Source organism: Candidatus Zixiibacteriota bacterium (assembly GCA_036480375.1).
Classification (GTDB): Bacteria; Zixibacteria; MSB-5A5; order GN15; family JAAZOE01; genus JAZGGI01.
In genome coordinates this window covers 23669-48108 of record JAZGGI010000024.1, presented here as the reverse complement: position 1 = coordinate 48108, position 24440 = coordinate 23669, and the positions used below count along the sequence as shown (strand labels likewise).

Sequence of the window (24440 nt, the reverse complement as noted above, 5' to 3'; positions counted from 1 at the left end):
TTATTTATTTTTTATTGAGATTTCGCTAAGCAATGCAAAGAAACCAATTTCTCTGGATTCAGCAATAAAAAAGGCTAATTTGATAATCGGCCCGGAAAGATAATTTTCCAATATCTCAATTTGTGCCGAAAAGAGAATTCAATCTACTCCTGAACGAGATATCGTCTCCGCTGTTTTCGGGAAAAGAGGCAATCTCTACCGGTATCTCAAATTTGTAATCGAGTTCCATAAATTCTGACAAATAATCAGAAAGCTGGTCACGCATTCGATTGCCGGTAACATGCGCCCCTTTTATATCTGTTTCCGGAAGCAGCATTACCAAACGAGAACTATCGATCGGCGAAATTGTATCGGTTTCCCTGGAGACAAGCCGGAGGCGATAGAGAAGATCCCTTATAAACTCATCGGCGTCCTTATCCGATTTGATTTTCCTGTGCCCGGCGCTGGACAGAAATTCGGATAGATTGAGGATTAACATTGAGAGAAAATTTCGGTAGCGTTCAGCTCTCTTTAATTCGAGCAAAACCTGATCCCTGAATTCAGTAAGTGATTTGGCTTCCATGCCTTGTTTCTTTCTCCCACCATAACTCATAATTCACCTGTTTTTAAAAACAAATTCCCGATTTTATATAAGCAATTTCTATTCCGTTATTTGCTATTTCAATTTCAACACCGACTGGTTGTCTGGCATAAGAACTTGATTATCAATTTCTTATGGCAATAGAAGGGCATAAACTCATTCAAAGAAATTATGATAGAATTCCCCAAAATCTATATAAGTGTATATTTTGAGCATATTTTAGGCAAATACCCTGTAAAATCTGACTGAGAATTGTTACTTATGACACAAAGTGTCAGGAAATCCGACACTTTCCTATAACGGCATTTGTGGAGAACTTACTTGATTTCGTTGAGCTTATATTCTTTAATTTTATATAAAAGCGAACGATAACTGATTTCGAGAATTTCGGAAGCCTTTCTCCGGTTCCAGTTGGTGCGGTTCAGAACTTCCAAAATCAACGCTTTTTCTTCCCGGCTGACGGTTGCGGCCACGCGCTTTTTTAAGGACAAAGATTTATTATCTGCTGAGGCTGCCGTAGAATTGACTGCTGCAATATGTTGAGGTTGAACGGGTAAATTGCTTCCGTGAGCCGATAACAGCTCTGAAATTATTGATTCGCCGCCTCTGACCACGACCTGTTTAATAAGATTTTCAAGCTGTCTGACATTTCCCGGCCACATAAATGCCAGCAATTGATTGTTTGCTTCCTGAGATAAAGGGGGGGCTTCGCGCTGGTAGAGCTTATTATATTTTTCAATAAAATGCTCTGCCAATAAGGAAACGTCATTAGCCCTGTCTCTCAAGGGCGGCAGGAAAACAGTAATTTCATTTAGCCGATAAAAAAGATCATCACGGAAAGCGCTCTGGGCAATAGCTTCTTCGAGATTATGGTTTGTGGCGCAGATTATTCGGACATCAACATGAATATTGTTGATTCCGCCCACTCTAACGAATTCCTGCTGTTCTAAAACCTGTAGCAGCTTGGATTGAAGCTCCAGCGGCATATCGCCGATTTCGTCCAAAAAGATCGTGCCCTTGTTGGCTACTTCGAATCGTCCCGGCTTTGTTTTATGAGCCCCGGTAAAGGCGCCCTTTTCATATCCAAAAAGCTCAGATTCAAGCAAATCTCGAGGGATTGCGGCACAATTGACTTTCGTAAATGATTCGTCGCTGCGATCGGATATATTGTGTACCATGCGAGCCACAATTTCCTTACCCGTTCCGGATTCACCGCGAATTAAAACCGTTAATTCCGACCCGGCGATTTGCTCGATCAACTCTTTGACCTGTATTACCTTGGGAGAATCCCCGACGAAACTCTCATACTGCGAACGAGCTTTTAATTCGGTTTTAAGGCTCGAAACTTCTTTTTTAAGTTTGCTCTTTTCGAGAATATTATTGATATGAATTTCGACTTCTTTAACGTCGAACGGTTTTTTGATAAATTCGGCCGCGCCGTTTTGAATTGACTCTACAACGTAATGGGTATCATCATGCCCCGATAGCATTACAACCTCAGGCCGACCCTCGACTTTATTCAGCTTTTTCAAAATATCAATGCCGGAGATATCGGGCATTTTTATGTCAAGGAGAATCAGATTCGGTTTTTCGGTAGTTATCATCTGGAGACCTTCACTGCCGTTGCGAGCCGCGACAAAATCAAAACTACCTGAAAGTCCTTCGGAAAGAATCCAGCCAACCTTTGGGTCGTCGTCAATTACCAGTATTTTTATTCGTTCTTTTGCCATTATTAATCCGGTTAATTAATTAATCGTCAGCAATTTGGAAAAATCAAGCCATTTTACGTAATATTTATCAATTATTTGCAATTTTTTGCAGGGAAATTAGTTAATCGGCAGAAATATTGAAAATGTCGTTCCCTTGCCTTTTTTACTATCCACCTCGATTTTTCCGCTATGGGCCGATACTATTCTCTCGACAACGGCCAATCCAAGCCCGGTGCCAGTTTCTTTCGAAGTATAATATCTATCAAAAATTATCACCTTATCTTTGCTGTCAATTCCGCATCCGGTATCGATAATATCAATCTTCGCCATATCACGGTCGTTAATTCGGGCATGCGAAGTTAGAATAGTAATCGTTCCCTTATTATCAAGAGCGTCAATTGCGTTAATAATCAGGTTTAAAAATACTTCCATAATTTGATTTTTATTCGCGAAAATTTCCGGGATGTTCTCAACGTATCTTGTTTCCAGTTTTATTTCCTTCATCTCCATATCCCGGCTGACCAGCTGCGTAGCGCGTTCCAGAATCGACTCAATATTAATTCTCTCAGTTTGATATTTTTTAGGATTTGAAAAATCGACTAATTCCCGGACAAGTTCGTTAAGCCTTCGAACTTCCTCTTCAGCCATTTTGAACATATCCGACTCTACGGCCAGCTCCGGCCACCTTTGCCGCATGATTTGCAGCCCGCCCCTGATATTAGTCAGAGGTTTTCGCATATCATGAGATATTTCCGAGATCATGTTGCCCATTGTCAGAAGTCGGGTAGCGTTAAGAATCGCTTTTTCCCTCTCGTACATTGTCGTCGCTTGACTGGCAATCAAACCGGCGATTTTTTTATTTTCCTCGCTCATTTTCTCCGGGCTTGAAGAACTCAAACAGAAAACATAGGCCAGACCTGACTCGTTTTTTATAAAAAAGGTGCAGAAATTTTCGCTGGGAATCGATACTTCTTCGAAGGGAGGGAGATGCTTCAGAATAAGTTTCCGGGCTCTTTTCTCAGTTTTTATCTCGTCCGGTGAGGTTTCAATTGTCAATTCAAAATCAACCTTGATATTGCCGGCTCCACCTACAAATTTCAGTGAATTATCCTTATGCCGCCAGCGAAACCAGAGCGACACATCAGCGGGCATGAGATTACGTATGCCCCAGAATATTATCTCCTGTAAATGAGTCACACTGCCGGCCCGGGACATGGCATCGGTGATATCCTGCAGGGTAGAAAGTTCCTCGACTCTCCGTTTCAAGAGATGAAAATTGGAAGCGTTGTCAATCGCGACCGCCGCCTGGGTGGCAAATGTACTCAGCAATTTTAGGTCAAGTTCTCCGAATCCCCCTCCATCGGTTCGATTGGCCATATTGATTACACCTATTACTCGGTCTTTTATAATCAGAGGAACCGATAAAAGCGAGGCTTTGCCGTATCGTTCTTCCTTATTTTCTCTTTTGAACCGGGGGTCTTCCTCAACGTTGGCGACGAACAGCGGCTCCCCGGATTTGGCGACATAACCTGAGATTGAAGAACCGATGGGAATACTCGTGTCACGTACGATGTCTTTACTAAGTCCGGTTGAGGCGGCGATAGTCAAATATTCATGATTTTCATCGATTAGCATTATTGAACCAATACGGGCATGGAGCACCTCGGTCGCCAGTCCGATGACGTTGTCGAGCAATTCATCCAAATCTATGGTTGAGCTTAACGATTTCGCGGATTTATAAAGCGCGTTGATTTCTTCGAGCCGGGCCGACAGCTCAAGATTTTTCTCTTGAAGTTCGGTTAATAAAAACGACTTGGCCCGCCCCAAACGTCTTCGTTCGAGACCCCGCTTGATAACTAATTCCAATTGTGGGTATTCCACCGGCTTCAATAAATAATCATAGGCACCCTGGTTTATAGCTTCAATTGCAGAATCGAGTGACCCAAAACCTGTCATTAAAACGACGAGAGCTTGAGGATCGACCTGGCGAGCCAGCTTGAGAATCTCCAATCCGGTGATTTCCGACATGCGTATGTCGGAGACAATCAAATCAAAATTGGCATTATTGATTTCCCGGGCCGCCTCATCGCTATCCTGAAAAGCCTTGACTTCATACCCCGAATCGGTCAAGAGAGATGAGAGAGAATCACACATGCGCTTTTCATCATCGATAACAAGGATTAACTCCCTGATACTTTTATCACCCGGTGTGATGCCTCGTAATTTACTTTTGGTTGCCACGACCGTCATCCTCCCCGGTTTTTTAAGGCAGGCAATATTATATCAAAGCGCGATCCGTCCCCATCATTATTGGTCGCGATAATATTACCTCCGTGCTCTTTTACAATTCCGTAACAAACCGAGAGCCCCAGCCCGGTTCCTGATTTTCCTTCCTTGGTCGTAAAAAACGGCTCGAATATTCGAGACAGATTCTCTGTTGGAATACCGCATCCCGTATCGGAGAGGACTATGTGTAATTTATCATTCCGATATGAAACGTCAATCGTCAGGGTGCCACCGTCCGGCATAAAATCTTTGGCGTTTATAATCAAGTTCAAAAATACCTGTTTCAATTGCTCATGATCGGCCATTAGCGGGGGAATATCTTTGGCATAAATACACTTCAGTTCAATTTGATTTTCTTTAAGCTGCCATTTCATGAGCGATAGGGTCGCGTCAATAATCTCCTTAAGATCCGTCTCCTGTATTTTGGCCTTTTGCGGACGATGAAAATCAAGAAGCTGCCGGACAATTCCCGCGATTCGATCCAGCTCCTGTCTTATCACACCCAGATGCTCCTGAGCGGTTTCAGGCGAGTCCATTGATCGCCCGGCCAAATGAAGATAATTAGAGATAATGCTTAACGGATTATTGACCTCATGGGCGATTTTGGCCGACAAATCGCCCATCGCGGCCGCTCGCTCGGACAGGACAAGCTGTTTTTGAGCCTGGCGAAGCTCTTTTAGAGCCGTTTTTTCCGACTCATACAGACGCGCGTTTTCCAGAGCTACAACGAAATGATTGGCGAGGATAGATAAAAACTCAATATCATCGGGAGCGAAATCTTCATTGGAAACTTTACCACCCAAAATCAAAAGACCCTTGAGATTCGATTTGAAAATAAGGGGCATGGCAATACCTCTCTTGAAACGGCGGAGTAACTTGCCAGAGCCCTTGCCAGAGTTTTCATCCAGAAATTCATCGATCATTATCGGTTTATTAATCTCAAATAGATTTTTGGCATGGTCTCCGACAATATTACCATTATCTTCAAAACGGACATCGCGCATCAATCCTTTGGACTTAACGAGATTGAAACTTTGGGAATCATTTTCATCGGGAAGAAACAGCGCCGCCGACGCGGCTCCAACCTGTCCCAATGATGTCAGCAGAAAAGAATCTACCAGTGTTTGATAATTAAGGACGGCATTAAAATTACGGCTGATTTCAAAAATAGTATAGAGGTCAAAAATTTTACGCTTCAACCGGCGATTGCTTTCGGTTAGCTCATTGATTTTTATATCAATGGCCGAGCCGAGCATCTCCACAGCCTGCCGTGATCTGTTTTTTGCCTTATCTTCTTTATTCAAAATCCGTCTCGTTTGATAAATAGAGCCAATTCACCCATAATAAAATGAGAGCCAGCTATTATCAATATATCGGTCTGAGAGCAGTTTTTATATAGGTCCTGAAAAGCATACGGAATATCGGGATATATCCGCACATGAGATTTTTGATAATTTAATCGCGACGTCAGGAAATACGGATCGTCGCGCCGGGGGTTTTTTATGCGAGCAGTCGAAATCGATTTTGCCAGCGGTTCGATCATCCTCAAACAAGCATCGCCGTGCTTCTTCTCAACCATACCGATTAAAAAATGGAATTTTTGTCCGGGGAAATGCATTCTAAGAGTATCTGACAGGGCCGCGAATCCTTCCTGATTGTGAGCTGCGTCAATGATGACCCGCGGACGTTTCCTGACGGTCATGCAGCGGCCGGGCCAGTAATTTTTCGCCAGGCCATTTTTGACCGCCTTTTTTGAAATATCAAAACCCTGCTTGTTTAAAACGTCAATCGTTCGAACTGCCAGATAACTGTTTTGAACCTGATGTTTTCCCCACAGGGAGACCCTTGCCTTTAACCCCCTGTATTCTCCTGAAAAAATATTTAAGATATCATACCCGTTTTCAAATGCGTATCGGTACTGTTTGTCATCATGAAAATAGACAGGCGAGTTTTTCTCAGCGCATATTTCTTTGAATCTTTGAGAGGCTTCATTTCCATTATCAGAAATGCCTGCTACCAGAGGAATATGGGATTTTATAATTCCGCCCTTTTCCCCGGCAATTTTATAAATAGATTTTCCGAGCAGATTGGTATGCTCCAGAGAAATATTGGTGATCACCGATACCCTGGGCATGACAATATTAGTTGCGTCAAGGCGACCGCCCAGCCCGGTTTCCAAAACAACCCAATCAGCCTTTTTCTTATAAAAATACCAGAAGGCCAGGGCAGTCGTAACTTCAAAAAATGTCACATCGGATTTAACAATCAGTTTTTTATATTTCTCAATGAATTCGGCAATTGCGGTTTTTTCAATTTTCCGCCCGTCCAACCTGATTCTTTCCCGGTAATCAACCAGATGGGGAGAGGTCAACAAACCTACTTTATATCCGGCCTCCTGAAGGATTGACGCAATAAAGCTCGATGTCGAACCTTTACCGTTAGTGCCCGCGACGTGAACGATATTGTATTTGTCCTGAGGATTATCCAGCCATTCGGAAAGACGGGTAATATTGTGCAATCCCAGTTTAATCCCAAAATGCTGGCGATTATATATAAAGTCGAGCGCCTTTTGATAATTATCCTGGCTCATAAACGAAAATATTAACCCTGCGCGGGTTGATTATAGGTATAAATTAAGCAGAGACTGAGATTGCGGCGCAAATCTTTGCGCTCCGAAATAATATCCAAAAAACCGTGCTCAAGGAAAAATTCCGATGATTGAAATCCTTCCGGTAAATCCTGACCGATAGTTTGTTGAATCACACGCGGCCCGGCAAACCCCAGAAGAGCTTTCGGCTCGGCGATGATAATATCGCCCAATGAGGCGTACGATGCCATCACCCCGGCCGTGGTAGGATTGGTCAATATCGAAATAAACGGGATTTTCTTTTTGGCCAGAAGCGCCAGAAGCGCTGAAGTTTTGGCCATTTGCATCAAAGACAAGATTCCTTCCTGCATCCGGGCCCCACCGCTGCAGGAGACTATTACCAGCGGAATTTCTTTTTCTGTCGCGCGTTCAATTGTGCGGGCGACAATTTCACCTACAACCGAACCCATGGAACCGCCCATGAATGAGAAATCCATGACCGCGAAAGATACTTTAATGCCGTCTACGGTTCCAAAACCGCTGACAATACCGTCCTTGAGTCCCGTTTTCCTTTGAGAATCTTTTATCCGATCGGTATATTTTTTCGAATCCCGAAATGATAAGGGGTCAAGCGAAACCAGGTTTTCATCGTATTTTTCGATCTCGCCGTTATCCAATAAAAGATCTATAATTTTTTTGGCATTTATGCGAAAATGATAATTGCAATTCGGACAAACCCAGAGGTTTTCCTCAAGGACTTTGGTGTAAATTACTTCTCCGCATCCTTTGCACTTGGTCCACAGGCCATCCGGGATTTCTTTCTTTTGTTGCGATACCAAGCCATGTTTTGATTTACGAAACCAATCCATATCAATCCCAAATCCCCGCCAAATTAATCGGTTAAATCCTTTTTCATCATCAGGCAATCTTCGGAAGGATTATTATAATAGCTCCTCTGGATTGCCAGATTCTTAAATCCATACGATTCATATAGAGTCACGGCCGCCGTATTCGACGGACGGACTTCCAGAAAAATCTGTTTCAGTTCATTTTCCCAAGCAAACCTTAAGATAAATGATAATAACTTTTTCGCAACCGATTTTCGCTGATACTTTTTGTCAACGGCAATATTGGTCAGGTGGCCTTCCTCGACCCCAATCCACAAAATCGCGTACCCGATAATTTCATTATCAATATGCGCGACAAAAGGATAACTAAAATTGGATTCAATATCCTCAATAAAAGCCAACTCCGGCCACGGATCAGAAAACAGCTCCCGCTCTAAACGCAGTATTTCCGGGAGATCCTCAAGAACCATCTCTTTAATTTGAGGATTTAGTTCTTCCATATTTGATCTCTGCCTGAGAAGGCGCGATATATAAAGGTTCCAATTGAGCCAAATCATCAGCCCGACCGTTTAGAATTTTCTCCTCACCCAAAATCGCCAGTTCTGCTCCGGATACCTTAGTTTTTTCAGAATGTATTGTTTGATTGGATTCAATTGGCCAATCGGCTGCAACCCCAATCAAACCGACAGGCAAATTTTCCACTTTCACTCCGAGATTTTCTAACGCCACTAATTTCATATTCGATAATATGTCGGACTCGATATCCATGTGGCAAAAGTAAAACTCACCTTTGCGGGCTTGTTCAACGAGAACAAATTCATCCACTTCGTTGAGTAATCTGTGGGCCACAACTTCAAAAGTCGAGATTCCAACAATTGGAATATTCAAAGCCTGAGCCAAACCTTTGGCGGCCGCCATCCCGACTCTCAAACCCGTAAACGATCCCGGGCCGACGGCGACGGCGACGCCGTCCAGAGCTATAACTTCTATTTTGCTTCCCTTGAGAGTAGAATCAATCAATCCCATGATACGGGAACCATGCTCGCGTAAAGAATCGATGGACCTGTCAGAAATAATTTTTCCGTCACGGCAAAGCCCAACGCTTAGTCGATCGGTGGAACTATCGATGCCCAGAATTTTCATTTCTCAATTTTCCTGAATATCAGAGAACGGCTGGTTTCATCAATGATATCAATTTCTATCTCAAACCGGTTTTCAGGTATAAATCCAACTCCGTTTTCAGCCCATTCTATCAGGGCAATTCCTTCGCGGCTTAAATAATCATCCCCGCCGATATCATGAAATTCAGATGCCTTCTTGAATCGATATAGGTCAAAATGGAATATCGGCGTTTGCCCGCCCGGATACTCGTTAACCAGAGTGAACGAAGGCGAGTTTACCTTATCAGGATCGACCCCGGCAGCAGCGGCAAAACCTCGTACGAATACCGTTTTGCCCGCCCCCAGTGGACCGTAGAGAGCAATAACTCCGCTATTGCCTACAATTTCATAAAATCCGGCGGCCAGCTTTTCAGTATGGGCGGGGGAACGGCTGATTATTATTGTGTCGAACTCAATCAACCCCAACTCATCCTTTAGGCTTTAATATCGAAACCGGAAGAATAATTTCATCCATTGTGATCCCGCCGTGCTGGAAACTGTTCTGGAAATGCTTTTGATACTCATTATATTTATTGGGATAGACAAAATAAAAATCTTCCCGCGTAATAATATAAGTCGTCGCCAGGGTAAACGAAGGCAGTTGATAACGGTCGGGATTTTTTATCAAAAGCGCTTCCCTGGGATTGCAATTCAGATTATCGCCGTATTTATATCTCAGATTAGTCGAGGTGTCACGCTTGCCGTGAGCGATTGTCCCCCGTGAGCACAGGGTCGAGCCATGATCTGAGGTAATAACAACGGTTACGTTTTTTCGCGCGAGCATCTTCAGGGTTTCAAAAAGAGTTGAATGCTCAAACCAGGTTGTCATAAGCGATCTGAAAGCGGCTTCATCCGGTACGATTTCCTTTAGAAGAACATTGCTGGATCGTCCGTGAGTCAGGACATCGACAAAATTCACTACCAGCGCGACCAGTTGCGATGCCAGACAACTCTCGACTCTTTTGGCCAACCCTTCACCTTCATAAACGTTCAAAACTTTTATGTATTTGGAACCGTTTTGAACGGAAACATTTTTTTCTTTTAATTGATTTTCGAGTAATTCGCCCTCACGTTTATTTCGAGAAACTTCGTCATCGGGATAGGCTTTCCAGTCGTCGGGATACATTTTGGCCACCTTGATGGGAAATTTACCTGAAAAAATCGCGTTGCGAGCGAACGGCGTCGCTGAAGGAATGATGGAAAAATAGTGTTTATGTTCAATATGATACAAATCCGCCAGAAGTTGTTCGAGCTTCAGCCATAAATCCATACGCATGCAGTCGATGACGATAAAGACCACTCGTTCGCCGCTTTCCAATCGAGGAATAACATTTTCATCGACGACATCCGGAGATAGGGGAGGGCGATTTTTGTCGTTGACCCAGTTCTCATAATTCTTTTCGTAATACCGAGCGAATTGATTGTTCCACTCTTTGTAAGTGCCTTTTTGAATTTCGGCCAGGCCCTCGTCGGGGTATTTATCCAGTTCCAAATACCACTCGCATAAGGTTATGTACGCTTCGGCCCAATCCGACCATTCGGCAGCTCCAGCCAGGTTCATATTAATGCGATTAATATCGGTAATGTAGCGCTGGCCCAGTTTTCCGGTTACGATTTTTTTGCTCTGGACATGTTTTTTAATTGCCATTAAAACCTGTGAAGGATTGACCGGCTTAGTTAAATAATCGTCGATCTTTTGCCCCAATGCTTCTTCCATCAGGGACTCTTCTTCCGATTTGGTGACCATGACGACGGGTAAATGCGGACGAATATCTTTTATTTCCACCAGCGTCTGAAGGCCGTCCTTTCCCGGCATCATTTCGTCGAGAAGAACCAGGTCATATTCGTCTTTGGAAATCGCGTCAATAGCGTCATCGCCGGATGAACAGGGCGTCACTTCAAACCCGCGCTGTGTTAGAAAACTGATATGAGCTTCAAGCATATCTATTTCATCATCAACCCATAATATTTTATTGCTTGGTACGGCCATCATAATCTTTCCAATCTAAAGTCTAACGTCATGATATCGGTAATTTAATTTCAAAAGTCGCTCCATTAGCGGTATCGTTTTTTACAAGGGTTATGCTACCGTGGTGGTATTCCCGAATAATTCGTTTCGATAGCGATAAACCCAACCCCCAACCCCGCTTCTTGGTCGTAAATCCGGGGCGAAAAATGCGTCGGGCATCGCGCCGGTTAATCCCTCGGCCGTTATCGGAAACAACGACGCAAATCTGTTTACCGGATGAAGCCTGAGAAGTTTCCACAAAAATTGTTCCTTTTTGGGCGTCAACCGATTCCAGTGCGTTTTTAATCAGATTTTCTATGACCCAGTTATATAGCTCCTTGTTGACGTTAACCTCGGGGATTTCCCCCGGCGAAAAATCTATAATTACGCCTTTGCCACCGTGAGGCAGTCTCTCCCTGTAATACTCTAATACCTCGCCAGTCAGGGTATTGATATCGGCTTTTTTTAGAACCGGCTGGGATCCGATTTTTCCAAAACGATTGGCGATGGTTTCGAGCCGTTTCAAATCAATGCCAATCCGTCTATAGATTTCCTCGTCAGAGAACGAAGAATCACCGGATTTTAGCAAATCGATCCAGCCCATCATTGATGTAATCGGCGTCCCCAACTGATGCGCAGTTTCTTTGGCCATCCCGACCCAGATACTTCTCTGTTCGGACAAGCGAATCTGCTGAAATCCCATTAGAGCCAGAAAAACAAAAGCGACTACCATTGCCATCTCTACGATCGGAATCAAGCGGAGTTTGCCGACCAGTGCCGGATCATCGTAAAATATCTTTGAAATCGGCAAGGAATCGACATATATAAGTACTTCACCCTTGCGGATTTTCATATCCGCTATTTTTTCGCGAATTTTGTCAAGGACCTGGGGATCATCACTGGTTGCAGGCATTCCCGGGACGGCTTTCCAGAAGAGAGGGTTTTCGAGTGTATCGGTGACTATGATGGGGAAATTTGATTTCAGGATAATCTCATCAAATAGTACCGAGGTTACCTGACTGCTAACCGAATCGGATGCGACCAGTTGCATTATTTGAGTATAAGTTTCAACTGTCTGGGCTTCGTTTTCCCGGATATCCTGAATGATATCGTTAGTGTAGTAAACAAAGACAGCCCCGATGGCGCAGACGCCGAACAATATAAAGCCCTTAAAAAGGGCGTTAAAACGCCCCGAGGCCAAAAGCGAATATTTCGGTCGGTCGGCGGGCATGGTCAATTACTCGATTTTCTCCAGGCCATCCAGATACGGTCTCATTACTTCGGGGATAAGAACCTGGCCATTTTTTGTTTGATTATTTTCCAAAAGAGCAATCATAAGTCGCGGTAACGCGGTACCGGAGCCGTTAAGAGTGTGAACAAATCGGACCTTGTTGTTTTCATCACGGTAGCGGCAATTCATTCGCCGGGCTTGAAAATCGGTGAAATTCGAAACCGATGAGACTTCAAGATATTTTTCTACTCCAGCCGACCAGATTTCAATATCATAGCATTTTGCGGCGGCAAATGACAGGTCCCCGGTAGCCAGAATCCGCACCCTATAAGGAATATTCAATAACTGCAAGATAGATTCAGCCTGCTCAAGGAGTTTTTCGTGCTCGTTATGGGATGTTTCCGGTTTTACTATTTTTACCAGCTCAACTTTATTGAATTGATGAACTCGCAGTATTCCCCGCGTATCTTTTCCCGCTGCGCCTGCTTCGCGGCGGAAACAGGGAGTGTAGGCGGCGTAATAAATCGGCATATCGGATTCTTTCAATATCTCGTCGCGATGCAGATTAGTCACCGGAACTTCGCCAGTGGGAATCAAATACAAATCTTCGTTTTCAACGCGGTACATATCATCGGTCAATTTGGGTAATTGTCCCGTGCCTCTCATCGAATCGCCGCGAACCAAAAACGGCGGCATTATTTCAATAAAACCATATTTTTGGGTATGGTGATCGAGCATGAATGATATTAACGCCCGTTCCAGTCGGGCCCCTGATCCCTTTAATGTATAAAAACCGGAGCCGCTAATTTTAGCGCCTCCCGCCAAATCAAGAATCCCGAGTTTTTCGGCCAATTCCCAATGAGGGGCGGGTGTAAAATCAAATTTCGGTTTATCGCCCCATTCGCGAATAGTAACGTTATGCTCTTCGTCCGGACCGACAGGGACGTCTTTATCGGGCATATTAGGAACTTTGAGCATGGCCGTTTGAAGTTTGACTTCGACTTCCCGAACCTTCCCGTTCATCTCTCCTACCCGAGCGGAGACTTCTTTCATCTCAGCGATGACTGGGGAAGTATCTTCACCGGATTTTTTGAGACGAGCGATTTCCTGAGAGGCTTGATTTTGTTTCGCCCTCAGCGATTCGGTTTCGGTTAGTAATTTTTTTCGCTGATTATCGAGATTTAATATCTCATCTATATCGACCATGTCATTCTTGTCGGCGCAAGCCTTTTTAACAAGCTCCGGATTTTCTCGAATTAATTTAATATCAAGCATTTTTCCTTCCAGTATTTACACGGATAACAAGGTAATTAATGTAGATAAATCCAAAGCCAAGGTCAATAAAGGAAATCTAAACCGATTTACCCATTGGTATTCTCTATGCTTCTTGCAGGATTTTCAGATTTGAATATCGTTTCTCGGAATAATGTCCGAATTTGTTTTGATGATATGCTCTTATGATTTCCTGTATTCCCTCGGGGACGCTCACCTCGGCCTGCCAGTTGAGAGCCTTTTCGATCTTATCGAAATTGACCTTATAATCACGACTGTCTATCTCCGCATCAACGGTTTTGACAATCGTATCCGGCAGAGCTTCTTTGACCATATCGCCGATTCGGGCGATTCGGTAATTTTCTTTCTCTGAACCGAGGTTATATACCTGCCGATCGACAACTTCAATGGGTGCTTCCATCCCGGCTACAAAACCCCCGACAACGTCCCGAACGTGAATATTAGGCCGCCATTGCGAACCGCCAAAGATCGATATCTCTCCTTCCTGCAAAGCGCGAGCGGTAAGGATATTTACGACCAGATCAAAACGAGGTCGGTACGAAAAACCAAAGACCGTCGCGAGGCGGAACATAGTCACCACCAGAGGCGACTCGGCTTGATTTAATATCGCTTCCTCGGAACGGATGCGTGTTTCGGCGTATAGTGAGATCGGATTAAGTGGCGATTCTTCGGTGAGCAATTCATCGTTTTCACTCGCCCCATATACAGAACAACTCGAAGCGAAGAGAAGCCGTTTGACATTTTTGTTCAGGCAGGTATCGACCAGGATTTTGGAAGCTTCATAATTTATGTCGATAGTAGCCCGGGGGTCAAGAGCGCAGGCCGGATCGCCCACGATAGCCGCCAGGTGAATAACGCTATCGACATCTTCTATGGCCGTCAATAAATCCTGAATATTACGCGCGTCGCCTTTATAAAATCGATAAGCCGGATGATTATCCAAATCTTTGAGGGCGTCGTAACCGAACATCAGATTATCCAGAACGGCTACCCGATAACCGCGTTTGAGCAGATAACGGGTCATCACTGAACCGATATATCCGGCGCCGCCGATTATGAGAACCTGGCCTGTGCCCCGAGATTGCATCAGGTCCTGATATTTGGCGTTGAGATTGGAAAGTAAGACGACTCGCGATGGTTTGCCTTCGCCGCTGAGTAAAGGCAAGAACCTAAGATTGCGCTCCAGCATTATTTGCCGCATCCGACCCGCGGATATATCTTCCCTCGCGACCGGATAGGAGTGATTAAGAATATCCTTTATCTTCAACTCATGGCCGTTTTGCATTGTGGCTTCAATGATATCGCCGTCATTTATGACCCCTTTGAAATACCCGCTTTCGTCGGTAATCACGGCAAAATCAAAGGGAGAACTATCGATACGCTTTTTTATTTCGCTGACTGCAACATTATTATGAATTATCAAGGGCTTATTATTTCCGTTTTGATGCGAATTACCCTGCTTCAAAACAACCGGTTCCTTGAGCGAAAAATCAGGTTTACCTCCGAACCATAAATAAGTGATGATTCGAGAAAGGGCCGTTGCCACCAGTAAGCCGACGAGCAATATCAGAAGATACCCCCGCTCAAATTCCCGCATGGCGCCCAGATCAACACTGATAATTACTATCAATAAAAATCCGAGGGTGACAACATTGAACGCGCTGGTAAATTGACGGAGGAAACGGTCTTTTTTCTTGAACCGATACTGCTTGAATAAAGCCAAAAGTCCAACCATTACCAAAGCGGTAAAAGTCGGCAGTAAAAATTGTATGACTCCGCCTCCATAAATTTCACTTATAGAGGGCCTTAATAATATCTGAATCCAGACAACAATATTGAATAAAATAAAATCAAAAGCTGCCAGTAAGTATGAATACAGTCTCTTCCGCATAATCTCTCAATCCCAATAAAGCATGATAATATACATAAATTATTATGGCTGGCAAGGGCTCATTAGCGGGAAAATATTTTGCTGATGGTTTTAAATATTAAAGATATGTCGGTCGTAAAACAAACCCGATTGATATACTCCAGATTCAATTCCAGTTTGGCCGGCATTATTTCTTCAATATACGCTTTTTCGCTGTCTTCGTATCCGGCCAGAATTTCTTCCTCATTACGATAGGCGATTGAAGCCGGATCGGTCAACCCGGGACGAACGGACAAAACCTGTTTTTGCTCCTCATTATACAGCGCGACATAGCGCGGGACTTCGGGCCGCGGCCCGACCAAAGACATGTCTCCGATTAATACGTTCATAAACTGCGGCAATTCATCCAGTTTGGTTTTTCGCAGGATTCCACCCAAAGGAGTAATCCGTGAATCTCCCCCGGTTGTGAATTCGGGACCCCGTTTTTCCGCGTTTTTAACCATACTGCGGAATTTGATAATCTTAAATTTCCGGCCGTTTTTTCCCACCCTGACCTGCCTGTAAAAAATCGGCCAGCCCATAGAAAACAGGATTGCCAGGCTAATTAAAATCAGGAGCGGAGACAGGACAAGCAATCCCGACAGCGATACAACAAAATCAAAAAACCGTTTCATCGACGATATTTTTTCACGATTGTTCCGATGGTGTCGCAGACATAATCGATTTCGCCCGGTTTAATATCGGGAAACAAAGGCAGGGTTATGACTTCCCGGTAAGCCTTATAAGCGTTGGGAAAATCTTTTTTGTCCAAACCCAAATGACGGCGATAAAAAGTCTGCAGGAACAATGGGATAAAATGAACCGAGGTGCCGATCCCTCGCTGATTCAGCTCAACAATAAATCGGTCGCGATTTATTTTCAATTTATTCAATTTCAGGCGGAGCAGAAACAGGTGCCAGGCATGAACCGAATTGCTATCGACAAAAGGCAATCGAATCGCATCGATTTGAGATAAATTCGAAATATATCTTTGTGCCGCTCGCCGTCTTTTGGTTTGAAATGATTCGAACTTTTTAAATTGCGCCAGGCCCAGCGATGCCGCCAGGTCGGACATGTTGTATTTATATCCCAGATCAAGAAGATCATACCGCCAGCTGCCGCCTTTGGTATATCTTTTCCAGGCGCCTCTGCTCATCGCATGCAAGGATAAGAGTTTTACCTTTTCAGCGAGTCGTTTATGCCGGGTGGTAATCATACCGCCCTCGCCGGTTGTCAAATTTTTGGTGGCATAAAAACTGAAGGCGCTTCCATCGCCGATAGAACCTATTTTTTGACCGTTATATTCCGCCCCGATAGCGTGAGCCGCGTCATCGAAAAATTTGATTTTTTTGATTTTGGCAAGCGATACATATTTCTTCATATTGACCGGCAAACCGGCGATATGGACCGGTAATAACGCTCGGGTTTTTTTGCCTACTTTACAGGATGCCGCATTTGCTTCTATATTTAACGTTTTATAATTGATATCGCAATAAACCGGCTTGGCTCCGGTATATAAAATTGCTTCACTCGTTGAGGCGAACGTGTAGGGAGTCGTAACTACTTCGTCGCCGGGGCCTATCCCCGACGCTTTAAGCAGAAGGTGCATCCCGGCCGTGCAGGAATTTACCGCCGCGGCGTATTTCGCCCCCACGTACCCGGATATCAATTCTTCGAGCTTGTGCGCTTTCGTTCCGGTCGTTACCCATCCGCTTTTTATAGTATCGGTGACTTCCGCGATTTCGGTTTTATCGAATGACTGCCGATAAAAGGGCACGTTTTTAATTGCCATCTAAAATCATCCTTTCGGTCCAATCAAAGCCAGGTAATGTGTTCGTAACATAGAAAATAGATTGATAAATTTCAATAAAGGAACGCCGGCGGCAGGCATTTTTCTTGCCAGCGGTGGAAATACCGTAATTGTTTTTAATTGGACCGGTAAGGGGGCAAATAGCTCATGCAGCTCGTTTTTGCCTATCGCGCGAGTATAAGGATTTTTTGGATTATTGTATCTGAAATCATACCAGAGAATATATCCCCCCGGCTTGAGGACTCTCAGCATTTCTTCTACTGCCATATCACGATCTGCATCTTCAGAGATCGAGGTCATCAAGGTAAGCTGACAGATTAAATCAAAACTGTCTGACTTAAACGGCAATTCGAGTACAGATGATGTTACCGCGGCGGTGTGCCGTCCCTTTTCTCGTCCTTTGACCATTCGTTGGTGGAGGATATCGGTTCCAAAACAATTTTCCGACCGGCAGCCTATTTCCATAAACACTTCCGGCCAAAATAATTCTCCACATCCAACCTCAAGAAATTTAACCTCAGACAAATCAGAAAAGGCGGATAATAGAAGATCTTCGATGCCATTATAAAGATTCTTATAGTTGTATTTATTACCCGGTTTAGTGAGTGAATAGCGGTCATCGATATCTTTCCTCGAATTATATATATTGGCTGCCTTCTCGCGATTATTTGCCATGACTTAAAACGTTCCGCATCGCCGATTCCAATTTATTGGTAATATCTTCGCGCGAAAAATGCCGAATCGCATAGGTTCGTCCTCGACGCCCCATTTCAATTCTTTCTTCATCAGGCAGAGCGATAAATTTCCTAAAAGCGCCAACTATTTGCTCCAAGTTTTCGGGTTCGGCGGTAAACCCGCACGATGCTGCATTTACATATTCTGCCATTTCGCCAGGGACAGATAACATGATTGGCAATTCCGACGCCATTGATTCAAAACATTTTGACGGAATTACGAAATTAAAGAGTTTTAAATTTCTCAAAGATATAATGGCAATATCCGCAGCCTTGAGAACCGATGGCATTTCCTGTTGAGGGACCGGATCCAGAAAAGTAACATTCTTTAGCCCTTGTTGTTTACTGTATTCAAGCATCATTTCCTTATCGTGGCCATCGCCTACAAAAAGAAAATCTATCGGTTCACGTTCCAGTTCTTTTGCGGCTTCAAGAATGATTTTCAGCCCCTGTGCCATGCCCAATATACCTGCATAAATCGCCAGTAATCTTCCTTCCTTCTTGTATTTCAGTATCTTTGTTGACGGAACTACTTGATCGTGGAATTCTTGAAGATCAACTCCATTGGTTATAAATAATGCCTTTTTATCATCAAATCCCAAATCCATTATGAATTTCCGCGCTCCTTTAGTATTAGCAATAATGCCGGAAGATTGCGCATAGAATACTCTCTCAAGTAACCTGGCTAAAAAAATTATCTGTTTGTTTCTTAAGGCCTTAAGTTCAATCGCCGTTTGTGGCCATAGGTCGGCCACATTAAACAGGTATGGAATACGTCGAAATAATTTCGAGGATAGACCGATAAAGCCGTTAAAAAGAGGAGGAGATTCGATATATACGATATCGTCGCGCTTCATGAATATATTATAAATGGAGGCCGAGAGCGCGAATGTCAAATGAATCATAATCCTTTTCAGAAATCCTTTATTCGGCGCGGTATAATGATAAAGTCGGATTATTCCATATCCATTAACTTTCTCTCTCATGAAGAATTTGCGGTGATATTCTTTCGGCTTTAATCCCGTGGGATAATTGGGAAAACCGGTTACGACAGTCACTTTATGTCCCTTATTTGCCAGTCGCCGAGCCATTTCCGATATGCGCCGCTGCGCTGCTCCCATTTCAGGCGGGAAATATAGAGTTACAAACCGTATTCTCATTTTTACTCCAGTATTTTCTGATATACCTTTTCCATTTTATCCAGACATTCATCCCATGCGTAATGTCTTCTAACATACTCCCTTCCTGCCGCTCCCATTTTTTTGCGCACATGAAAATCATTTCCAAGATGAACCATTGCTCCTGCCAATGCGCTCTCATCTCCCGGTTCAATTAAGATTCCACTGATCCCATCCTTTACTATTTCGGGAACGCCTCCAACATTGGTGGCTATGATAGGTAAGCCGTAAGCAGCGGCCTCTAATGCTGCAACGCCAAATGATTCCTGATATGACGGCATCAGCAAAACATCAGCATGCGCAATGTATGACGCGGCCTTTGTCTTTTCAATCCATCCTTCAATTGTTACCTTGTTCTTTATCCCAAAATCTTCCGCCAATTTTTCAAGGTCATCCTGCATTGGCCCCCCGCCTATCAAACGAAGATGTGAAGGAACTATTTTAGTATAAGCTGAGGCATAAGCCCTCAAAACCAGGTCCGGCGCATAATTAGGCCAAAAGCTTTTGGCAAAAATAAATTCAATTTCAGATGATTTTTTCTTTTCAAGTTTTTCAATATTCTTTGAAAATGGCAGGCTGAATGGTATCTGTTCTATTTTATTTGCTACAGACGGTTCAAATTGTATGGTTTTATTTACCAGATACCGGCTGGTCGCTGTAACAAACGCTGCCCTTTTCAATGCCTTGCGCGTAATTGGTCCAATTGTGAATCTCTTATTGGCGGCGTCAACTATGTCAGTTCCCCATACGGATACAACCAACGGAGCGTTATTTTGTAAGATCCCCCAGAGTGCGAAACCGGTGGCGTAATGAACGTGAACAATATCGGGATTGAAGTTCGAAATTTCCTTTCGCGCCGTCAAGATATTCAAAATATATGATATCGATGACTTCCCGGGCAACGTGACCGTTTCGTATTCATCATTGGAAGAGGTTGAGCGGCTATTGCTTATTAAACGAATATGATGTCCTCGCACCGTCAGCGCTTCGCACCATCGTTCGGTATGCACCGAACCCGCCTGCGCCAGCATGGCAATTTTCAATTTAAACATCCCCGCGTTTTGAATTTGATACGCTCACCTTCTGAAGCGGCAATCACCCCAAAGACAATCGCCATGTGGTAGCTATTGTTACCCCAAAACCAGGAACCGGAATAAATGGATGATATCGTTATAACACTGGCAATAACAAACAATATTAGCGTGTCAGCCGATCTGCACGTATCTGAAACCGAAATGAAATTCCCATAAGATACTCGTATCGCCTTGAAAAAAAAGTATCCCAGAGATAAGAATCCAAAAATGCCGGTTTCAGATAACACTGTCATAACAATAGCGTGAGTTGATAAACCCGAAACCATATAAAAAATCGGATCAAATTTCACCTCCGGCAACCATAAATATATCTGGGCAAAATTCCCTGGACCGATTCCCCAAATGGGATTGGCCCAAAACGCTTTGAGGGCAGCCGTCCACAATGTGAAGCGGAGTAAAATCGTACCACTGGCTTGAAGTCCAATCCGGCCAAATCGATATAATATGCCGTCAAGTAAAGGCGTATAAATTAATATTATGGGTATAACGGCGGCTACCAATATCGCCGCATGAATTAGATTATTGCGTGAAATGGCCAGGTTTTTTTTAAAGCTGTAACGCAAAGAAAATGAAATAATTAAGACAATTCCAATTCCAGCCGTTATTGCCGACGCGCGAGTTTGAGTGGCGGCCAGTGCCCCTGAAATTATTATTCCACAGATCGTCCAAAACACTCGCTCCCGGATATCAGATGACCATAAATAATAAACGAGGCAAATCAACATTCCAAGCATTACATGATCCCCATAACCTCTTCCCGCCAAACCGAAAGTTCGTATGCCTCCGCCTGCGACAAGAAATTGCATAGTAGATAATAGAGAGTTTGCCGCCGCTACTATTGCAAATGAGATAAATACGTGTTTTATATTTAGCCGGGGCGAATAATGACACACAGCCATAAATGTCATAAAAAGAAGTATCTGGCGCATAATGAATTTTATGGATAGGGCCGTCGCTCCGTTGAGCAAGGCCGAGAGAACCACAATCAAAAGATAAATCAGATATGGTTTAAACAGATGATTTTGTATTATTGTTCGACGTCCCAGAAAGATATCGATAAAATAAGCCAGAACCAGAATCATAGCGCAGACATCGGCCGGGAGGAAAGTCACTGTAAATTGCATAGGAAGAAACAAAAAGGTGCCGATGATTAATAAATATACGGCAAAAACTCCATTAACCAGCAGCAATATAAGTATTGGCAAACAACCAAATGCGATCCCGAGTACCGGTTTCCAGATTAATAACGCGCTCAGTGGTATAATATATACCATACCAGCCTGAAATAACACCCAATTGGATATGTCGATTTTTCCATGCAATGGCAAATAATCAAATTTGGATATCAAACCAATTACCCTTTTCCGGTTATTCTTGCAAATATCGCTCTTAATTCAGGTATGTTAAATATAAGCCCGCACAAGAAAAAAGTCACAGCAGTAATTGACAATTTTATGACTGTATTCGCTATCCTTTCTGCCATTCCGCCAAAAGATAATATATCCCAATTCGATATGACCGACGCCACCCAAAAAACAACAACAGAGATAGCGATCAATTTGAAAAAATAAGTCAGTATTTTTTTCCAGCCAATCCCCGGCAACACTCGTTTCGACAGAGCCATGAGGAATAAGGCCCCGGCACTATAACTTATACTGGTTGAAAGGGCAAGTCCGGCAGCGCCCATATTCTCAATCAAATAATACGCAAAAAATAATTTCAAAAAAACTACGAGCGCGACATTTATCATCAAAACCTTATATTCTCTACCGGCATAATAAACCCGCGTTATAATCCAGAACAAAAATTGTCCGGCCATTCCCGGAATAAAATACCTCATGACGTAAGCGGTCTGGTCAATCGAGCGGCTGTCGAAGGCACCCCGGTGAAAAGCAATAACAATGATGTCCTCAAGGAAAATCCAGAAAACTATCATTATCGGAACCGCAATCAGCATGCTTAAGGTTACGGCGCGATGAAAAATGTAGCGGGCGGTGTCATATTGTTTCAATTCAAGTGACTCGGAAAAATAAGGGAAGATTGCGGTTGCCAGCGCGAAGGCAAAAATGGATATCGGGACATTATACAGAACGTAAGAATAACCCAGCGCCGAAATAATTCCGGTTTCCATTGATGAGGCAAAAAACCTGTCAACAACAGCATTAACCTGAGCCGATCCCTCAATTATAAGAATGAACAGAATCGCTGTCAGAAATTTCCCATTACCAGTAAAACTCAATGAAAACTTTTTTATCCCCTGAAGAAACTTTAGACTGCGAAAAGGGAAGTACAAAACAATAATCTGGACAAGATATCCTACAATCACGCCATATACTATGGCCCTGGTCGAGTATGCGGCGGCAAAAAGAATAATCGAACCGATCAGGATTATATTGGCTATAAGCGGCCCCGATGCGGGAATAATAAATTTCTTTTCATTATTTAGCGCTGAACGGAAAAATGTTTCCAGGTACGAAAAAACAATTATGATTGTCATAATTCGGGTTAAATAAACCGCTTTGGCGATTGTTTCTTCGTTAAAACCTGGCGCGATTATTTCTACAAGTACCGAAGCAAAAGTAAAGACACTTAGGGAAATAGCAATACATCCGATTAATGAATAAAAAAATTCGGGCCAGATGGTTGATATTGGGGCAATACCTGTTCTTTTCGTAGTCGCCCTACTCATTTGCGGAATAAAATAATTGGATAATCCGGCCACCAATGTATATATCGCGAGGGGAATTGAGGCCGCGACCAGATAAACATCGTATTCTAAGCTGGTGCCGAAGCGGTAGGCGATTATCATCTCCCGCCCAAATCCGATCACCTTTGAAACCAGAACAAGAATAATAATGCCCAGGGTGGCCTGTTTAATTGTATGAGCGGGATTATTCATCAGGATCTTTGAAGATAATTATCAATGGCCGTACGAATCACCTGCGATGGTTTTTTACCGTTGATTAAATAATTGAGGCGGCGGCGCGATTTCTTGATTTTCTTCAATGCTTTGGACACTTTACCCGGCGACATATCAACCAGGACATTGGCTCCCTTTTCAACCGTCTCCACCCATTCGGTTTCATGGCGCAATGTCAAACAGGGACATCCGAGGAAGTACGCCTCTTTCTGCATTCCGCCCGAATCGGTTAATACTGCTTGGGCGAATGCCATCAAAGTCAATAGCTCATTATATGGTACCGGCTCAACTACGAGAAGATTATTAACTTTTTTCAAATCCTGATAAAGCCTGAATTTCTTGAGATTTTTAATCGTACGAGGATGAGCCGGAAAAAGCTTCGCGCCTTTCAGAGAGTTCAGAATTTTTATAAACGCCCTTAGCCGCTCCGGATCGTCGGCGTTTTCCGCGCGGTGCAATGTAATAAGGAAATACCGGCTTTCTTCAATATTGTATTTAGCGAAAACTTCACGATTGCCTTTGATATATTTCAAATGCGCGTCAAGGATTTCATACATCAAATCTCCGGAACGAATCAAACCTTTGGTCAGACCTTCCCGTAACAGGTTTTTTCGAGCTGTCGGCGTCGGGTAAAAAAGCAAATCCGAAAGATGATCGGCAACGCGGCGATTGATTTCTTCCGGCATAGTCGGAACAAACGACCGCAGCCCCGCTTCGACATGACCAATGGGAATATGAAGTTTCGACGCCGTCAACGCCCCGGCTAAAGTTGTATTGGTGTCGCCATAGATCAAAACCATATCGGGGCGGTCATGAAGGAGTATCTTTTCAAATTTCTCAAGGATTTGTCCGGTCTGCCAGCCATGATTGCCCGATCCGATATTGAGATTTTTATCCGGTTTGGAAATTTGCAGTTGGTCAAAAAAGGCTCCGGATAGATTATAATTGTAATGTTGACCGGAATGAATAATCTGATGCTGATAAGCTTTTTGCAGACGAACCGCCAGCGGCGCCAGCTTTACAAACTGTGGACGAGCGCCGACGAGCGACATTATTTTTGCTTTTTTTTTATTCATGCAATGTCAAAATCGCG

Annotated in this window: 21 protein-coding genes; all 21 read right to left on the bottom strand. The window is 43.6% G+C overall.

Annotated elements, in window-relative coordinates; genetic code table 11:
- Positions 1-115: 115 nt before the first annotated feature.
- Positions 116-562 (bottom strand): hypothetical protein, encoded by a 447-nt coding sequence (locus V3V99_06350; protein ID MEE9442272.1) that lies wholly within the window; start codon positions 560-562, stop codon positions 116-118.
- 335 nt (positions 563-897) lie between these two features.
- Positions 898-2310, bottom strand: coding sequence for a sigma-54 dependent transcriptional regulator (locus tag V3V99_06345; protein ID MEE9442271.1), 1413 nt, complete (start codon positions 2308-2310; stop codon positions 898-900).
- Positions 2311-2406: 96 nt separating this feature from the next.
- Positions 2407-4530, bottom strand: a complete 2124-nt coding sequence (locus V3V99_06340; GenBank protein MEE9442270.1) for a GAF domain-containing protein — start codon at positions 4528-4530, stop codon at positions 2407-2409.
- 5 nt (positions 4531-4535) lie between these two features.
- Entirely contained in the window at positions 4536-5879 is a 1344-nt protein-coding gene (locus V3V99_06335) for an ATP-binding protein (protein MEE9442269.1), read from the bottom strand.
- Complete coding sequence (locus tag V3V99_06330) at positions 5876-7165, bottom strand: folylpolyglutamate synthase/dihydrofolate synthase family protein (GenBank protein MEE9442268.1); 1290 nt, start codon at positions 7163-7165, stop codon at positions 5876-5878. Before V3V99_06330 ends, V3V99_06335 begins: the two co-directional genes overlap by 4 nt.
- A gap of 11 nt (positions 7166-7176) precedes the next feature.
- Entirely contained in the window at positions 7177-8031 is an 855-nt protein-coding gene (gene accD / locus V3V99_06325) for an acetyl-CoA carboxylase, carboxyltransferase subunit beta (protein ID MEE9442267.1), read from the bottom strand.
- A gap of 23 nt (positions 8032-8054) precedes the next feature.
- Positions 8055-8510 (bottom strand): ribosomal protein S18-alanine N-acetyltransferase, encoded by a 456-nt coding sequence (gene rimI, locus V3V99_06320; protein ID MEE9442266.1) that lies wholly within the window; start codon positions 8508-8510, stop codon positions 8055-8057.
- Positions 8485-9153, bottom strand: coding sequence for a tRNA (adenosine(37)-N6)-threonylcarbamoyltransferase complex dimerization subunit type 1 TsaB (gene tsaB / locus V3V99_06315; GenBank protein ID MEE9442265.1), 669 nt, complete (start codon positions 9151-9153; stop codon positions 8485-8487). Before tsaB ends, rimI begins: the two co-directional genes overlap by 26 nt.
- Positions 9150-9590 (bottom strand): tRNA (adenosine(37)-N6)-threonylcarbamoyltransferase complex ATPase subunit type 1 TsaE, encoded by a 441-nt coding sequence (gene tsaE, locus V3V99_06310; GenBank protein MEE9442264.1) that lies wholly within the window; start codon positions 9588-9590, stop codon positions 9150-9152. Before tsaE ends, tsaB begins: the two co-directional genes overlap by 4 nt.
- A 7-nt stretch (positions 9591-9597) precedes the next feature.
- The gene (locus V3V99_06305; GenBank protein MEE9442263.1) at positions 9598-11163 is read right to left on the bottom strand and encodes a bifunctional response regulator/alkaline phosphatase family protein; all 1566 of its coding nucleotides are present in this window, start codon (positions 11161-11163) and stop codon (positions 9598-9600) included.
- A gap of 25 nt (positions 11164-11188) precedes the next feature.
- A complete protein-coding gene (locus V3V99_06300; GenBank protein ID MEE9442262.1) occupies positions 11189-12409 on the bottom strand; it encodes a HAMP domain-containing sensor histidine kinase in 1221 nt (406 codons plus the stop codon).
- 6 nt (positions 12410-12415) lie between these two features.
- Positions 12416-13684 (bottom strand): serine--tRNA ligase, encoded by a 1269-nt coding sequence (gene serS / locus V3V99_06295; protein ID MEE9442261.1) that lies wholly within the window; start codon positions 13682-13684, stop codon positions 12416-12418.
- Between the two features lie 103 nt (positions 13685-13787).
- A complete protein-coding gene (locus V3V99_06290; GenBank protein MEE9442260.1) occupies positions 13788-15593 on the bottom strand; it encodes an NAD-dependent epimerase/dehydratase family protein in 1806 nt (601 codons plus the stop codon).
- A gap of 62 nt (positions 15594-15655) precedes the next feature.
- Complete coding sequence (locus V3V99_06285) at positions 15656-16246, bottom strand: sugar transferase (GenBank protein MEE9442259.1); 591 nt, start codon at positions 16244-16246, stop codon at positions 15656-15658.
- Complete coding sequence (locus tag V3V99_06280) at positions 16243-17403, bottom strand: DegT/DnrJ/EryC1/StrS aminotransferase family protein (GenBank protein MEE9442258.1); 1161 nt, start codon at positions 17401-17403, stop codon at positions 16243-16245. The genes V3V99_06285 and V3V99_06280 overlap by 4 nt, the downstream gene beginning before the upstream one ends.
- 6 nt (positions 17404-17409) lie before the next feature.
- Entirely contained in the window at positions 17410-18096 is a 687-nt protein-coding gene (locus V3V99_06275; protein MEE9442257.1) for a class I SAM-dependent methyltransferase, read from the bottom strand.
- Positions 18086-19315, bottom strand: a complete 1230-nt coding sequence (locus tag V3V99_06270; GenBank protein ID MEE9442256.1) for a glycosyltransferase family 4 protein — start codon at positions 19313-19315, stop codon at positions 18086-18088. Before V3V99_06270 ends, V3V99_06275 begins: the two co-directional genes overlap by 11 nt.
- 2 nt (positions 19316-19317) lie before the next feature.
- Positions 19318-20385, bottom strand: a complete 1068-nt coding sequence (locus V3V99_06265) for a glycosyltransferase (protein ID MEE9442255.1) — start codon at positions 20383-20385, stop codon at positions 19318-19320.
- Positions 20373-21776 carry an O-antigen ligase family protein gene (locus tag V3V99_06260; protein MEE9442254.1) on the bottom strand — a complete coding sequence of 468 codons (1404 nt, stop codon included), beginning with the start codon at positions 21774-21776 and terminating at the stop codon, positions 20373-20375. The genes V3V99_06265 and V3V99_06260 overlap by 13 nt, the downstream gene beginning before the upstream one ends.
- Positions 21777-21781: 5 nt before the next feature.
- Complete coding sequence (gene murJ, locus V3V99_06255; protein ID MEE9442253.1) at positions 21782-23326, bottom strand: murein biosynthesis integral membrane protein MurJ; 1545 nt, start codon at positions 23324-23326, stop codon at positions 21782-21784.
- Positions 23326-24423 (bottom strand): UDP-N-acetylglucosamine 2-epimerase (non-hydrolyzing), encoded by a 1098-nt coding sequence (gene wecB / locus V3V99_06250; protein MEE9442252.1) that lies wholly within the window; start codon positions 24421-24423, stop codon positions 23326-23328. The genes murJ and wecB overlap by 1 nt, the downstream gene beginning before the upstream one ends.
- Between the last annotated feature and the right edge of the window lie 17 nt (positions 24424-24440).